The sequence below is a fragment of the Psychrobium sp. 1_MG-2023 genome, assembly GCF_030689115.1.
Taxonomy (GTDB): Bacteria; Pseudomonadota; Gammaproteobacteria; order Enterobacterales; family Psychrobiaceae; genus Psychrobium.
This window is the reverse complement of record NZ_JAUYVJ010000011.1, coordinates 14,291-29,485: the sequence shown is the minus strand read 5'-3', so window position 1 is coordinate 29,485 and position 15,195 is coordinate 14,291. Positions and strand designations below refer to the sequence as shown.

General features: G+C 41.4%; 12 protein-coding genes. 8 read left to right on the top strand and 4 right to left on the bottom strand.

What is annotated here, in order from left to right; genetic code table 11:
• Positions 1 to 41 precede the first annotated feature (41 nt).
• Together rho and trxA are read right to left on the bottom strand one after the other, a co-directional pair.
• Positions 42 to 1,313 (bottom strand): transcription termination factor Rho, encoded by a 1,272-nt coding sequence (gene rho / locus Q8W26_RS07620; RefSeq protein ID WP_101213331.1) that lies wholly within the window; start codon positions 1,311 to 1,313, stop codon positions 42 to 44.
• 194 nt (positions 1,314 to 1,507) lie between these two features.
• A complete protein-coding gene (gene trxA, locus Q8W26_RS07615; protein WP_101213330.1) occupies positions 1,508 to 1,834 on the bottom strand; it encodes a thioredoxin TrxA in 327 nt (108 codons plus the stop codon).
• Between the two features lie 152 nt (positions 1,835 to 1,986).
• Between trxA and rhlB the strand changes: the two genes are divergently transcribed.
• Together rhlB and Q8W26_RS07605 are read left to right on the top strand one after the other, a co-directional pair.
• The gene (gene rhlB, locus Q8W26_RS07610) at positions 1,987 to 3,279 is read left to right on the top strand and encodes an ATP-dependent RNA helicase RhlB (RefSeq protein WP_101213329.1); all 1,293 of its coding nucleotides are present in this window, start codon (positions 1,987 to 1,989) and stop codon (positions 3,277 to 3,279) included.
• Positions 3,280 to 3,354: 75 nt separating this feature from the next.
• The gene (locus tag Q8W26_RS07605; protein ID WP_305472964.1) at positions 3,355 to 4,818 is read left to right on the top strand and encodes a guanosine-5'-triphosphate,3'-diphosphate pyrophosphatase; all 1,464 of its coding nucleotides are present in this window, start codon (positions 3,355 to 3,357) and stop codon (positions 4,816 to 4,818) included.
• Between the two features lie 114 nt (positions 4,819 to 4,932).
• Here the strand turns inward: Q8W26_RS07605 and Q8W26_RS07600 are convergent, their stop codons facing one another.
• Positions 4,933 to 5,760: an NAD(P)H-binding protein gene (locus Q8W26_RS07600; protein ID WP_305472962.1), complete on the bottom strand. Its 828-nt coding sequence runs from the start codon at positions 5,758 to 5,760 to the stop codon at positions 4,933 to 4,935.
• 241 nt (positions 5,761 to 6,001) lie between these two features.
• Here Q8W26_RS07600 and argC point away from each other — a divergent pair, with 241 nt between their 5' ends.
• The 4 genes from argC (at position 6,002) to argH (ending at position 10,719) form a co-directional block, all read left to right on the top strand.
• Complete coding sequence (gene argC / locus Q8W26_RS07595) at positions 6,002 to 7,006, top strand: N-acetyl-gamma-glutamyl-phosphate reductase (RefSeq protein ID WP_305472960.1); 1,005 nt, start codon at positions 6,002 to 6,004, stop codon at positions 7,004 to 7,006.
• The gene (gene argB, locus Q8W26_RS07590) at positions 7,003 to 7,785 is read left to right on the top strand and encodes an acetylglutamate kinase (protein ID WP_305472958.1); all 783 of its coding nucleotides are present in this window, start codon (positions 7,003 to 7,005) and stop codon (positions 7,783 to 7,785) included. Before argC ends, argB begins: the two co-directional genes overlap by 4 nt.
• A gap of 11 nt (positions 7,786 to 7,796) precedes the next feature.
• A complete protein-coding gene (locus Q8W26_RS07585) occupies positions 7,797 to 8,711 on the top strand; it encodes an ornithine carbamoyltransferase (protein WP_101213324.1) in 915 nt (304 codons plus the stop codon).
• A gap of 73 nt (positions 8,712 to 8,784) precedes the next feature.
• Positions 8,785 to 10,719 (top strand): argininosuccinate lyase, encoded by a 1,935-nt coding sequence (argH, locus tag Q8W26_RS07580; RefSeq protein WP_305472955.1) that lies wholly within the window; start codon positions 8,785 to 8,787, stop codon positions 10,717 to 10,719.
• A gap of 129 nt (positions 10,720 to 10,848) precedes the next feature.
• Here the strand turns inward: argH and Q8W26_RS07575 are convergent, their stop codons facing one another.
• Positions 10,849 to 13,353 (bottom strand): penicillin-binding protein 1A, encoded by a 2,505-nt coding sequence (locus Q8W26_RS07575; RefSeq protein ID WP_305472953.1) that lies wholly within the window; start codon positions 13,351 to 13,353, stop codon positions 10,849 to 10,851.
• Positions 13,354 to 13,566: 213 nt separating this feature from the next.
• Here Q8W26_RS07575 and Q8W26_RS07570 point away from each other — a divergent pair, with 213 nt between their 5' ends.
• Positions 13,567 to 14,634 (top strand): pilus assembly protein PilM, encoded by a 1,068-nt coding sequence (locus Q8W26_RS07570; RefSeq protein WP_305472951.1) that lies wholly within the window; start codon positions 13,567 to 13,569, stop codon positions 14,632 to 14,634.
• Positions 14,634 to 15,194 (top strand): PilN domain-containing protein, encoded by a 561-nt coding sequence (locus tag Q8W26_RS07565; protein WP_101213320.1) that lies wholly within the window; start codon positions 14,634 to 14,636, stop codon positions 15,192 to 15,194. Before Q8W26_RS07570 ends, Q8W26_RS07565 begins: the two co-directional genes overlap by 1 nt.
• Position 15,195 lies beyond the last annotated feature (1 nt).

Here is a 15,195-nt window from a genome sequence, read left to right as displayed (position 1 = left end):
CGCATCATTGCGGCTTTTTGAAGTAACGTTGAATAACTTAGTTACTTCTTAGGCTTTGCTTGCTTCATTGAGTCGAAGAACTCATCGTTAGTCTTAGTCATTGCTAGACGGTCAATTAAGAACTCTGCCGCATCAACTTCACCCATCGGGTGAACAATTTTACGTAAAATCCAGTTCTTTTGTAGTTCAGCTGGGCCTGTGAGTAATTCTTCACGACGTGTGCCAGAACGAGTAATATCAATCGCAGGGTAAACACGTTTTTCAGAAATCTTACGGCTTAAGTGAAGCTCCATGTTACCGGTACCTTTAAACTCTTCATAGATAACTTCATCCATTTTTGAGCCAGTATCAACAAGCGCAGTTGCGATAATTGTTAAGCTACCACCTTCCTCGATGTTACGTGCAGCACCAAAGAAACGTTTAGGACGATGCAGTGCGTTGGCATCAACACCACCGGTTAATACTTTACCTGATGATGGAATTACGGTGTTGTAGGCACGAGCTAAACGTGTAATCGAATCAAGTAAGATTACGACATCTTTTTTGTGTTCAACGATACTTTTCGCTTTTTCGATAACCATTTCTGCCACTTGAACGTGACGGTTTGCTGGTTCATCAAACGTAGATGCGATAACTTCGCCTTTAACTAAGCGGCGCATCTCGGTAACTTCTTCCGGACGCTCATCGATTAATAGAACCATTAAGTGAGCTTCTGGGTTATTAATCGCAATCGATTGCGCGATGCTTTGTAGTAGCATCGTTTTACCAGCTTTCGGAGGTGCTACGATTAAACCACGTTGGCCTTTACCAATCGGTGCTGATAAGTCGATGATACGTGCTGTTAAGTCTTCAGTCGCACCATTACCACGTTCTAAACGAAAACGTTCTTTCGGGTGAATTGCCGTTAAGTTTTCAAATAAAATCTTATTACGCGCATTTTCAGGCGTATCAAAGTTTACTTCACGAACTTTTAATAAAGCAAAATAACGTTCGCCATCTTTAGGTGGACGAATTTTTCCGGCAATGGTGTCACCCGTACGCATATTAAAACGACGAATTTGACTTGGTGAGACATAAATGTCGTCAGGGCCAGCAAGGTAAGAGGCGTCAGCGCTACGCAAGAAGCCAAAACCATCTTGTAAGATTTCTAATACACCATCACCAAAGATATCTTCACCGCTTTTGGCGTGAGATTTTAGGATGGCAAAAATAATATCCTGTTTACGTGCTCGGGCTAAATGATCAAGCCCCATCGATTCGGCAATTGAGAAAAGCTCGGAAATCGTCTTTTGCTTCAGTTCGGTTAGATTCATATTGAAGGGTCTTTGCAAATAAGTCTGTTGACTTAAGATTAGTTGTTGAAAAAAGGAGTGACAAAACTTGGGTCAGTTTTGGCAGACGCGATAAAAATCGCTCAATAAATTAGCATTATTTTTTGGCGGGGTAAAGCAATATAAGGCACATTTTGAAATATATCTCTAAAATGTGCCTTTAAACGGGAGGCTGATTAAGCGTTCTCGTCGATAAACTCGATTAGTTGAGTTTTTGATAGTGCGCCAACTTTCGTTGCTACAACATTACCATCTTTGAATAATAGTAGTGTTGGGATACCGCGGATGCCGTATTTTGGTGCTGTTTCTGTATTTTGATCCACGTTCAGTTTACCAATGGTCACCTTGTCAGCATATTCTTTTGCTACTTCTTCAAGGATCGGCGCAATCATTTTACATGGTCCGCACCATTCAGCCCAAAAATCAACAATGACAGGACGGTCTGCGTTGATAACGTCTTGTTCGAAATTGCCGTCAGTTAGCTGAATAATAGTGTCGCTCATGATTTTCTCCGTAAGATTATTAATGAGGGGAAAATGTTCCCTTAACGCAAATATGAGGGTATTGTTGCGATACTTCAACCCCTAATTTAATTTTTAATTAAGATATTTGAAACGTTCCAGCTTTTTATAATTAGAACTGATATGCTAACGAGATGAAAAATACACACTTAACAGAAAAGACGTTTCAACAGCTTGGTCTTGTTGAAACGCTGCATCAAGCGCTAGTCAGTGTTGGCTATACGCAATGTACTCCCATTCAAGCAATGGCGTTACCACACTTATTGCAAGGCAAAGATATCGCAGGTCAGGCTCAAACGGGCACTGGCAAAACGCTGGCGTTCTTAGTTGCGACGTTCAACCACTTATTGAAGAACCCTGTGACTGAGCCACGCAAAGCAAATCAAGTGCGCTCAGTGATTATGGCTCCTACGCGTGAATTGGCGATTCAGATTTATAATGATGCTAAGCCATTAGCCCAAAGCACGGGGATAAAACTAGCGTTAGTTTATGGTGGTGAATCTTATGATAAGCAGGTTGCTGAACTAGAGAAAGGGGCTGATATTGTTGTTGCTACGACCGGTCGTTTAATTGACTTTATGAAGCAAGGTTTCATTGATTTACGTTCGGTACAAGCTGCTGTATTAGATGAAGCAGATCGGATGTTTGATTTAGGCTTCATTAAAGATATTCGTTATATCTTCCGCCGTATGCCAGAAGCTAACGAACGTTTGAATATGTTATTTTCAGCGACGTTATCATATAAAGTACGAGAACTAGCTTATGATAATATGAATGAGCCTGAGCATATTGAAATTGAGCCTACGCAGAAAACCTCAACTAATGTTAAAGAAGAAATCTTCTATCCTGCCAATGAAGATAAAATTCCATTGTTATTAACGCTAATGGAAGAAGAGTGGCCTGATAAAGCCATTGTCTTTTCTAACATGAAGCATAAGTGTGAAGAAGTGTGGGGCTTTTTGGCTGCTGATGGTCATCGTGTTGGACTACTAACGGGTGATGTACCACAGAAGAAACGCTTAAGAATCTTAGAGCAATTCACATCCGGTGCACTGGATGTGTTAGTTGCGACTGATGTTGCTGCACGAGGTTTGCATATTTCTGATGTTGATTATGTGTTTAACTTCGATTTACCTGACGATGCGCAAGACTATGTTCACCGTATCGGTCGTACTGGTCGTGCAGGTGCTAAAGGACATTCAATCAGCTTTGCATGTGAGCAATTTGCATTAAATTTACCGGCAATTGAAGAGTATATTGAGCATCAAATTCCCGTGAGCAATTATGAGAAAGATGCGCTGATTACGGATATTGCACCACCAAAGCGTATTGCTCGCCCACATAAAGATAGAAACAATAAAGATTACCCTAAGCGACACAATGGCCCAAACAAGCAGCACCGTAACGACCGCCCACGTCGTCACTAAGGTTACTATGGCTAATAGCCTTATCGCTATTAGCCAAAGCACAGTTGTTTAGGTGATAAAGGAAGTAGTTTTAGAATGCATGATGATTTTTACGCAGCCATCGATTTAGGCTCTAATAGTTTTCATATGTTGCTAGTACAGCAAGTTGCTGGCTCCCCACGAATCATTTCAAAAGTTAAGCGTAAGGTACGCCTAGCTTCGGGGCTGGACCACGATAGTAATCTAAGTCTAGAAGCGATGGAGCGCGGCTGGCAATGCCTTGAGTTGTTCGCTGAACGTTTGGCTCATATTCCAAAAGAAAATATCCGTGTCGTGTCTACAGCGACTTTACGCTTAGCAAAAAACTCAGAGATTTTTTGCGAAAAAGGTCAACAGATTCTTGGCCAGCGTATCGACGTGATCAGCGGCGAGCAAGAGGCTGCCCTGATATATCATGGGATGGCGGTTTCAAGTAACAGTGCCGATAAGCGTTTAATTATTGATATTGGCGGTGCAAGTACTGAGCTTATTCTTGGGCAAGGCTTATCGCCTATTGTACTCAATAGTTTGAACATGGGCTGCGTGACGTGGATCGAACGTTACTTTAGCGGTGGCTTATTAACTCAGGCTAATTTTGAGGTCGCCATCGAACAGGCTGCGCAAGTGTTAGCCTCAGTTAAGCAGGACTACCTGAATCATCAATGGCAGTTAACGCTAGGTGCTTCGGGTTCTGTACAAGCGGTACAAGAAGTTTTAATAGCTCAAGGTGAAACCGAACAGGTCACTTTAGCTAAGCTTGAAGCATTAATGGTACAAGTCATTGCGTGCGGTTCCGTTGATAAATTAGCACTCGTTGGCTTGCAACCTGAACGTGCACCGGTTTTTGCTAGCGGTGTGGCGATATTGATCATGCTTTTTAGAAACCTTTCTATAGAGACCATGGTTGCTTCTGGAGGGGCATTACGTGAAGGGCTTATTGCCCAATTGCTTAGTGGTAGCGACGCATTGACTGAGCATGATGTTACAGCACGTACTTGTCAGCATCTGCAGCAACGCTTTCAAGTCGATACACTGCATGCACAGAATGTAGCTGAACTTGCGGTAAATATTGCTACGCCATTTGGCTTTGATACGATCGAACTGGCGATGTTAAGTTGTGCGGCGCAGTTGCACGAGGTGGGCTTAAGCGTGGAGTTTTTACAAGGTCAGCGTCATGGTGCTTATTTGCTAGCAAATTTAGTAATGCCTGGCTTTACGACAGAGCAAAAAAAGCTTGTGGTGGCATTGGTCGGTAATTACAAGAATCCACTTAATTCAGGTTTACTCGAACAGCAAGCGTGCTGTAGTGCAGAGAGAGTGCATGATCTGATTAGCTGTTTACGTTTGGCTGTGATCATTAGTGGCCGTTATCAAGGGCAGCGTGCAGAGCAAATAGTTATCAGCAAGCAGGCTAATGGGCTCGTGGTAAATGTAGAAAAAAGCCTGGCAGCAACAGCGCCATTATTATTGGCTGAATTAACAACAGAGGTTGAACTTAACCCTCGGGTGTTTTTAGCTTAATTAAATGAATAACGTTGTTGGAACAAGAAAAACCGAGATTGAATAGTCTCGGTTTTTTATCTTTCCATTACATCGTTCAACATTATGATTACAATTGAGCGGGTGCTTAAAGTGCTAGGTGGAGTGAAGCCACTTTATTAAATCGCTGATCTGATAGTGATAATCAAGTGCCGTCGCAGTAGCTTGAGCGTTAATGATTTTTGTATCGTTTTCTTGTTGAACGATTCCTGCGTCATTAAATGTAGGAGGCTCTAACCCTAACCTTTGAGCAGCTTTAATATAAAACTCTCTTCGTGTTGGATGACTAGGAGCACAGCCAATGGCTTGGTGTCCCCAGTATTGTTTATCAATAATCCTTTCTATTAAACCGATACAGTCTTGCTGATGAATTAAGTTAACTGCTGCGTTGGCTTGTGATAAAGCGGATTTACCTGCGAGGAAACGCCCGGGATGGCGTTGTTCGTTAATTAATCCTGTTAAATGAAGAGTTGTCGCGTCGAGTGCTGACTGGTGCAACCATTGAGAGAAATTAACCATAGCTTGCCCCGTGGCAGTCATAGGGTTGGCAGTTGTTTGCTCGGTAATCATGCCGTGGCAATTTGCCCAGACAGATGAGGAGCTAATAAATAATAATTGCCGGACCTTATTATTTAAAGCAAGTTGTGCCAACACTTTGAGTTGTTCGAAATAATCAGTCTGCCCTCGCTGTGGTGGTATGGTGATGATCATTAAGTCAGCATTTATTTGTGGCCACATGGCTTGATCTTGCTGTATGAGCTTTTGGCTATTAAGTAAAATTAAATCAAAACCTTGCTCATTCAGCGGCGCGAGTTTGTCTGTACTGGTGGTCGTTGCTGTGACTTTATGGCCTGATTGTGCAAGGGCTTTAGACAAAGGGCTACCTAGCCATCCACTACCAATCACGATAATATTTTTATTCATAATGTAGTTAATAAATAATTATGCATTTTTGTTGCATAATTATATGTTGTCGTTATACTGAGGTTGTTGGCAATATTGCCTTAATAGTTTTAGTTAGAAAAGTGCAATGAGCCATTTTATCTCTTTAAGTAAACACACCTTTAACCGACGACGATAAACACATTGTTTATTGCGTCGGTCTTTTCGCGTTACCGACATTTCTATTTATTTAAGTTAACCCTATTTAAGTGATTTTAATATTATGATTAGTATAGCTATTGTTGGCGCTAGTGGATACACCGGTGCTGAAATGTGTCAATTAGTAGAACAGCATCCACAATTGAGAGTTAGTGGTTTATATGTTTCAGAAAATAGCGAAGATAAAGGCCGAGATATTAATGCACTTTATCCGCAATTTAGTGGGCGTTTTTCACATCAGTTGCAGCCTTTAACAAATGAAGCAATGGCTGCAATTAAAGAAAATAATGATGCAGTTGTACTTGCTACAAGCCATGAAGTAAGTCATGCACTTGCAGCTGAGTTCCATCAAGCGGGCTTAAGTGTCTTTGACTTATCGGGCGCATACCGTTTTAAAGAGGGTAGCTACATTGATGAGTATTATGGTTTCAATCATCAACACCCTGAGTTATTAAGCGAAGCGGTTTATGGGTTAGCGGAGTGGAATGCACAAGCCATCAGAACGTCTAAGTTAATTGCGGTACCTGGTTGTTACCCAACAGCATCCTTGCTTGCACTTAAACCTTTATTTGAAAATAACCTGTTAGATAGTAATCAGTGGCCGGTGATTAATGCTGTGAGTGGTGTCACAGGTGCTGGTCGTAAAGCGAGCATGGTAAATAGCTTTTGTGAAGTCAGCTTAACTCCGTATGGCGTGCTTGGCCACCGCCATCAACCTGAAATAACAACGCAACTGGGTTGCCCTGTTATTTTTACACCTCATTTAGGTAATTTTAAACGTGGAATTTTGGCAACCATTACCGTCAAATTAAACGATAAGGTTACAGCAGAGCAACTAGCAGCTGCTTATGGGGTTTACGAAGATAAACCATTAGTTCGAGTGAGAGATGAAAGTTGGCCTAAAATTGACCAAGTGGCAGGCACACCATTTTGCGATATCGCTTGGAAATATGATGCTCAGAGTGGTCATTTAGTGGTGGCTTCAGCCATTGATAACCTACTTAAAGGTGCTGCTGGTCAGGGCTTACAATGTATCTTAATTCACTTTGGCTTGACGGAGGTAGCATGAAACAACCGTTAGTTATTAAAGTTGGTGGTGCATTACTTGAATCAACCAGTGGTCAGCAGGCACTTTTTACGACGATTGCACAATTAACAGAGCAAGATATTCATGTCGTTTTAGTGCATGGGGGGGGTTGCTTAGTTGAAGAGTGGCTGAGCCAAGCTGGTATGCAAAGTGAAAAGCTTGATGGCCTTCGAGTTACGCCCCAAAGCCAAATTGATCTAGTTGCTGGTGCACTTGCCGGTGCTGCAAATAAAAAGTTAGTTGCGTGTGCTAAATCAACGGGTCTAAAGACAGTCGGTTTAAGTTTAGCTGATGGTGACATAGTCACCAGTGACTACCTTGATAGCCGTTTAGGTCAGGTTGGTCAGTGCCAAGCCCATGAGCGTAGTTTGCTTATCTCGTTGTTAGCCAGTGGCTTTGTACCGGTAATTAGCTCAATTGCTGATGATGGAGCAGGTAACTTACTAAATGTTAATGCAGATCAAGCCGCGCAAGTGATTGCTCAGTTATTAAATGCAAAGCTGATTTTATTATCCGATGTTCCCGGTGTATTAGATGGTGATAAGCAGCTAATTAGTAAATTATCGCCAGAACTAGCTCAGCAATTAGTTGCTGATGATGTGATTGTTGGCGGTATGAAAGTAAAGGTTGATACAGCTTTCGCAACAGCAAACGCTCTTGGTGATTCTATTGTGATTGCCAGCTGGCAAGAGCCACAACAATTATTAGCCTTAGTAGACGGTGGTGTGTGCGGCACCTTAATTGAAAGTAACGCGGTTTAAAGAGAAAGATTATGGAAAAGTTACAACATTTATTGACCCTAAAAGATTTAAGCCAAGAGCAACTGCTCGGCCTCCTAGAGCTAGCTAAGCAAGTTAAAGCGAATCCAAGTGAGTTTAGCCAAGCACTTGCTGGTAAGAGTATCGTAACGCTATATGAAAAACCATCATTACGAACTCGTGTTACTTTTGATATTGGTATTGCTAAGTTGGGTGGTCATACGGTTTATCTTGATCAAAATAATGGCGCATTAGGCAAGCGTGAATCAGTGGCGGATTTTGCTAAAAATATTTCATGTTGGGCTGACGGTATTGTCGCTCGCACCTTCAGTCATAAAACTGTTGAAGAGCTTGCTGAGCATGGTCGCGTTCCTGTGGTTAACTCATTAAGTGATATGTATCACCCCTGTCAGGGCTTAGCTGACTTTTTAGCATTAAGTGAACAGTTTGACGATTTATCTAACGTTAAACTTGCCTATATCGGTGACGGTAACAATGTGACTCACTCATTAATGTTTGCTGCAGCCATTACGGGTGCTGAGATGGTGGTGATATGTCCGGAAGGTTGTTTCCCAGATGGTAAAGTTGTGTTGGAAGCTCAGGCATTAGCTGCGCACTATGGTGGTTCGCTTGAGTTGTCAACAGACCCTAAAGCGGCTCAGAACGCTGATGCTGTTTATGCTGATACGTGGATTTCAATGGGTGATGATGTTAGTTATGAAGATATCAAAGATAAATTTGCTCCTTATCAAGTGAATCAACAGATGATGGATTCATTAGAAATTGGTTACTTTATGCATTGTCAACCGGCACATATTGGCCAAGAGGTTACTCAAGAAGTGTTTGATGGGGACAAGTCCCTAGTACTGCAGCAAGCAGAAAATAGAATGCATGCTCAAAACGCAGTGTTAATTACATTATTAGCTTAATGTTTAGTTTCGACTTTAAATTAAGTTAATTATAAAAAATATAAATAAATAGCAGTTTAGTGAGGGTAGGGCAATGGCAGCACTATGGGGCGGAAGGTTTACACAAGCCGCAGATGATAGATTTAAATTATTTAATGATTCACTACGGTTTGACTACCGTTTAGCAAAGCAAGATATCACTGGTTCAATTAGTTGGTCGCGTGCGCTCGAGCAAGTGAATGTATTGACTTCGCAAGAGCAGCAAGATCTTGAGCGTGCACTTAATGAATTAGCGGAAGAGGTATCGCAAGACCCTAGTAAAATCCTGCAAAGTGATGCTGAAGATATTCATAGCTGGGTTGAGTCTAAATTAATTGAAAAAGTCGGTGATTTAGGTAAAAAACTTCATACTGGTCGTAGCCGTAATGATCAAGTAGCTACTGATTTAAAACTTTGGTGTAAAGAGCAATCAGTAGAACTGTGTGAGCTACTAGTTAAATTACAGCAAGCTCTCTTAGATTTGGCCGTGCGTGAACAAGATACGGTGATGCCAGGTTACACTCATTTACAGCGTGCGCAACCAATTAGCTTTGGTCATTGGTGTTTAGCTTACGTTGAGATGTTCGAGCGCGATCTAAGCAGAATGAGAGATACTGCCGATCGTCTTGACCGATGCCCTCTGGGCTCCGGTGCTTTAGCTGGAACTGCTTACCCTATCGATCGTCACGCTTTAGCGCGAGATCTTGGTTTTAAGCAAGCGACCCAAAACAGTTTAGATTCAGTGTCCGACCGTGATCATGTTTTAGAGCTGCTAGCAGATGCTAGTATCTCGATGATGCATCTGTCACGTATGGCAGAAGATTTAATTTTCTATAACTCTGGGGAGGCTGGGTTCATTGAACTTGCTGATAATGTGACCTCTGGTTCGTCATTAATGCCACAGAAGAAAAACCCAGATGCTTTAGAGCTTATCCGTGGTAAAACTGGCCGTGTCTATGGTTCACTCAGCGCAATTATGATGACACTCAAAGCCTTGCCTCTTGCTTATAACAAAGACATGCAAGAAGACAAAGAAGGGTTATTTGACGCTCTTGATAACTGGGGCGATTGTCTTGAAATGGCGGCGATGGTTCTTGAAGGGTTGAAAACGAATAAACCAAGAATGTTAGCAGCTGCACAGCAAGGATACGCAAACGCGACGGAATTAGCAGATTACTTAGTATCTAAAGATATTCCATTTAGAGAAGCGCACCATATTGTTGGTGAAGTTGTAGTGTCAGCTATCTCACGTCAACTTCCATTAGAAGACTTTACTTTAGAGCAGCTCAAAGAGTTCTCGGAAGTGATTGAGTCAGATGTTTATCAGCATTTAACTATTGATGCTTGCCTAGCAAAACGTGAAGTCCTTGGTGGTACATCATTAACAAGTGTGATGTCGGCATTAGATGAGCAACGCATTGAGGTCAAGCAAGATATTAGCTCTGCAGAAGTGGTTGGTGGTAGTAGCGAAGAGCAAGTTCAAAATGCGATGGGTAATATGCAACAACGTCTCAATGCGCATAAAGCTGAGCTGATGAATGTTCGTCATGCCAAGTTAACCGATGTTGATGCCATCACTGAAATTATTGCACACTGGTCTGAAGTTGGTGAAACATTACCACGTAGCCGCTTTGATGTGCTTAATAGTATTTTAGATTTCTCGGTTGCAGTAGATGAAGAGTCTGTTGTTGGTTGTGCTTCTCTCTATATTTACGGAACAGGCTTAGCCGAGATTCGCTCGGTAGGTATTAATACTGACCATCAAGGTGTTGGACAGGGCAAAGCACTAGTTGATCATATGCTACAACGTGCTAGAGACCTTGAAATTCAGCGTGTAATTGTATTAACACGAGTACCACAGTTCTTCGAGAAGCATGGCTTCACAGAGCTGGAAAAAGAAACTCTGCCAGAGAAAGTCATTAAAGACTGTGAAGGCTGTCCGAAAAAGATGGCTTGTGATGAGATAGCCATGGAATTTATAATTACCTAATAGGTAATTATTAGTTATAGAAATTTCATTAATTGGTCACTTAATTAACGGAATTAATAGTAACGGTAGTTAAAATAAAAACGGTGTCAATCGACACCGTTTTTTATGTTACTTAAAGTACTAAATGCACTAAAAGATATCGTCGTCAAAGTGAGATTTTTTCTCTGGGCTATCAACGAAAACTTCAGGTTGTTTCACGTGTTTTTTCGGTTCAGTTCCTGCAATGAAATACTCGAAACGAGATGTATGATCAACCTTGGTTGTGAGTAAACCGGTTGCTCGATCAATACGGACTGTTTTAATACCTTGTGGTACAGGGTTAATTCGTTGAGGGTAATCTTTTAAAGCGACACGCATGTAGTCAACCCATGCTGGTAGCGCTGTCTTGGCGCCAGCTTCTTTACCTGTAATTTGTTTCTTACCTAAATTTTTATTGCGAAATACTCGGCCTAATGCGCGTGATGGGTTATCAAACCCAACCCAAGATGTCGCGACTAAGCTGGGGGTAACACCTGAAAACCAAGTATCTTTCGAATCATTAGTTGTTCCCGTTTTTCCACCTAAGTCACGGCGTTTTAATACACCTGCGCGCCACCCCGTACCGGCCCAACCTGTACCATTTTTCCAGCTTCCACCACCAGTAACAACGCTCCGCATCATTTGAGATACTAAAAATGCATTGTGTTCAGAGATGACACGAGGGGCTAGTTTGATCGCACTGCTATCTTCTAAGTCTGCGGAGTTAGCTGTAGCTGTTGATTGACAGCTTGGGCAAGCCACAGCAGGGTTCGATATAAAGACAGGAGTGTCAGATTGATCTTCGATACGGTCGATAAAGTAAGGGGTAATCTTAAAGCCACCGTTGGCGAACGTGGCGTAACCTACCGCTGCACTCAACGGGCTAACGGACGCAGAGCCTAACGCAAGTGATTCGCCATAAGGAAGGTCACCACGACCAAAACCAAACTTAGTTAAATAGTCAATTGTTTGTTTAATGCCTAATTGCTGGATCAATTTAACTGACATGACATTTTTTGATTGAGCTAATCCTAAACGTAAACGAGTTGGACCGTTGTAAACCGGTGGTGAGTTCTTAGGACGCCATGCCGATCCTTGAGATTTATCCCACTTGGTAATTGGAACATCATTAACGATGCTTGCCAGAGTATAGCCGCGCTCCATTGCGTGTGAGTAGATGAATGGTTTAATGTTAGATCCGATTTGACGCTTTGCTTGAGTGACGCGATTAAATTGACTCTTAGCAAAATCATACCCACCAACAATTGACTTTATGGCCCCATCATTTGGGTCAAGAGAAACAAATGCACTACTGACTTCTGGAATTTGAGACAGTTGCCATTGGTCTGCTATTTTTTTGACCCGGACAACGGCTCCAGGTGTCACTATATCACTGGCAATTTTTGGTGCTTTACCTTGACTGTCGTCGCTGATATAAGGTCTTGCCCACTTTAAACCGTTCCAATTAATTGTGATGACTTCGCCTGAAGCGAGAATAGCGTTAAGTTGTTGCTCTTCAGTTTCAACAACTACCGCGGGCAGTAAGCCTTTAAAAGTCTTGATGCCTGCTAAATGAGCTAATACATTTTCTCGTGCTGGTGGCTCTACGGGTATTTTTGATTGTTTTTGTGGTTCAGCTTGCCATAGTTGAGCTTCTGGGCCACGATAGCCGTGACGTTCGTCATAGCTAACAATGTTCTTTTTAACGGCCTGTTGTGCCGCTAATTGAAGATGTGACGGTACGGTTGTGTAGACATTAAAACCTTTTGAATAAGCTGCTTCTAACCCATATTTTTCAACCATATAAGAGCGAACCATCTCACCTAAATACGGAGCATACAAATCAATTTGCGCACCGTGTCGTTTAGCTGTTGTGGGCGCATTTTTCGCTTCGTCATATTGTTCTTGAGAAATAAATTTTAGATCCAACATCCGGGCCAAAACTAAGTTACGGCGCGCGCGAGAACGTTCTGGTGAGCGAATTGGGTTCAATGCAGATGGTGCCTTTGGCAGACCTGCAATGACAGCCATTTGGGCTAGGGTTAATTCGTGGACTTCCTTGCCGTAATAAACCTGGGCGGCAGCACCAACACCGAATGAACGATGACCAAGGGCAATTTTATTTAAATAAAGTAAAAATATTTCATCCTTGGTTAGTTCTTGTTCTATATTCCAAGCGAGAAACACTTCTTTTATTTTTCGCGTGAATGTCTTCTTTCGAGTTAAAAAGTAATTTCGAGCAACTTGCTGAGTAATGGTACTTGCCCCTTGCTTTTTCTCCCCAGTGACAATTAAGCTGATCGCTGCTCGAGTAATACCAATAGGGTCAATGCCTGGATGTTGATAAAATCTAGAATCTTCAATGGCTAAGAATGCATTTAGCATATCTTGCGGAATTTGGTCTAAAGTTAATGGTATACGTCGCTTTTCACCATATTGAGATATTAACAAGCCATCCTCAGTAAACACTCGAAGTGGAATTTGTAATTCAATTTGTTTTAAGCTTTTTACATCAGGTAAGTCTGGCGAAAGGTATTTATAGAGACCTACCAATGAAACACAGCCGACAATGGTCAGAATGATTGAAGCTTTTAATATCCATTTTATAAATTTCAATGAATTAACCCTAAGTTTTGGAGAGGTGTGCATTTTGTGGCTATTATAAGTGCTATTAAATAAAATCAGTAAGAATATTTTTAATAATAGTCGACTAATGATTAATATTATCTTAATAAATATAACAATAATGCTGTGTTTAAGTTGAATATTGATTAAAATGTACGTAGGTTGTTATATTACGTTACTTTAATTTTAGATGGATCTATAGATATGTTTGCTAGTTTGATGAAGACTCAAAACTCTAAACTTATTGGCATGGATATTGGCTCTTACGCAGTAAAGTCGATTCTGTTGAGTAAGTCATCAAACGGTTACAAAGTAGAATCTGTTACTTCTCTTCCATTACCCCAAGGGGCTATCGTTGATAACGCTATCGCTGATGTACAAACTGTGGCATCGGTTATAGGGAAAATTAAAGGAAAACTACCAAAGAATCAAAGCTTGGTTGCTGCAGCCGTTTCTGGTTCAGGCGTTATCAGCAAGACAATTTATATGAACGCAGTTCAGAATGAAGATGAACTTGAGGCCCAAATTGAGATTGAAGCCGATAATTTGATTCCTTACCCACTTGACGAAGTTAGTCTAGACTTTGAAATTATCCAGCAAAATGAAAATAACCCTGAAAAGATTGATGTATTACTCATTGCTTCACGAACCGAGTTAGTTGAAGCTCGTGTTTCTGCTATTGAAGGTGGCAAGTTACAGGCGAAAGTGATGGATGTTGAAGGTTATGCATTAGGGCGTGCTTTTGAACTTGTGAAACATCAAGTACCAGAGGCTGATGCCGATAAACCGATCGCTTTAGTTGATATCGGGGCGTCTATGTTGACTATGGCGGTGGTACATAACGGTGAAACCATTTTTGTTAAAGAGCAGGCGTTTGGCGGCGATCAATTTACACAATCGATAGTGTCCTATTATGGAATGGACTCTAAGGACGCAGAGTTAGCAAAGGTTAATGATGAGTTGCCGAGAAATTATGTTTTTGAAGTACTTGCTCCTTTTCAAACTGCAATGATTCAACAGATTCGTCGCACACTACAAATTTATTCAACATCAAAGAATAGTAATGATGTTGCTCGATTGATTCTTTCTGGTGGTTGTTCTGAAATTGCGGGGATAGATAATGTGTTGAGTGAAGAGCTTAATATTCCAGCCGTGATTGCTCAGCCATTTGTTCAATGTGAAGTTGATAGTTCAATTGATTTTGATCGCTTAAACAAGGAAGGTGCATTGTATATGGTGGCTAGTGGCTTAGCACTGAGGAGTTTTTGTTAATGGTTGCAATTAATCTACTACCATGGCGTGAAGAAGCAAAAAAGCAACGGCAAAACCAATTTAATTTGATGGCTGGAGCGTCTTTGCTTGTAGCTATAGCGATCTCTCTATTAGTGATTTATTTCATTTCCAGTAAAATTACACTACAAGACAGTAAGAACCGTTACCTACAAAGTGAAATTTCATTATTAGATGATAAAATTGTTGAAATAAAGGAGCTCAGACGCGCCAAGGATAGCCTTCGTAAACGCATGGACTTAATTGAGCGCCTCCAGAATACTCGTAACTTATCTACTCACTTATTAGATAGCTTGGCAGCTGTCACTTCATCAGGGGTTTATCTCACCAAGGTTGAACGTAAGGGTAACTCACTGTGGATTGAGGGCCTAACGGAATCGAATAACCACTTAGCGAATATGCTGCGTAATATTGAGAATTCTCAGTGGTATAAAGACCCTTTAGTGCAACAAATAAATACTGAAGATACTTCATTGAGACAGCTTAATGCTTTCTATTTGCGCGTTGACATAAACTCAACGATTGATGAAGGAGGGCAGTAGA

What these genes read in the sequence shown, in the direction of transcription:
- rho (WP_101213331.1), bottom strand. Translation starts at nt 1,313, where the DNA reads ATGAATCTAACCGAACTGAAGCAAAAGACGATTTCCGAGCTTTTCTCA.
- trxA (WP_101213330.1), bottom strand. Translation starts at nt 1,834, where the DNA reads ATGAGCGACACTATTATTCAGCTAACTGACGGCAATTTCGAACAAGAC.
- rhlB (WP_101213329.1), top strand. Translation starts at nt 1,987, where the DNA reads ATGAAAAATACACACTTAACAGAAAAGACGTTTCAACAGCTTGGTCTT.
- Q8W26_RS07605 (WP_305472964.1), top strand. Translation starts at nt 3,355, where the DNA reads ATGCATGATGATTTTTACGCAGCCATCGATTTAGGCTCTAATAGTTTT.
- Q8W26_RS07600 (WP_305472962.1), bottom strand. Translation starts at nt 5,760, where the DNA reads ATGAATAAAAATATTATCGTGATTGGTAGTGGATGGCTAGGTAGCCCT.
- argC (WP_305472960.1), top strand. Translation starts at nt 6,002, where the DNA reads ATGATTAGTATAGCTATTGTTGGCGCTAGTGGATACACCGGTGCTGAA.
- argB (WP_305472958.1), top strand. Translation starts at nt 7,003, where the DNA reads ATGAAACAACCGTTAGTTATTAAAGTTGGTGGTGCATTACTTGAATCA.
- Q8W26_RS07585 (WP_101213324.1), top strand. Translation starts at nt 7,797, where the DNA reads ATGGAAAAGTTACAACATTTATTGACCCTAAAAGATTTAAGCCAAGAG.
- argH (WP_305472955.1), top strand. Translation starts at nt 8,785, where the DNA reads ATGGCAGCACTATGGGGCGGAAGGTTTACACAAGCCGCAGATGATAGA.
- Q8W26_RS07570 (WP_305472951.1), top strand. Translation starts at nt 13,567, where the DNA reads ATGTTTGCTAGTTTGATGAAGACTCAAAACTCTAAACTTATTGGCATG.
- Q8W26_RS07565 (WP_101213320.1), top strand. Translation starts at nt 14,634, where the DNA reads ATGGTTGCAATTAATCTACTACCATGGCGTGAAGAAGCAAAAAAGCAA.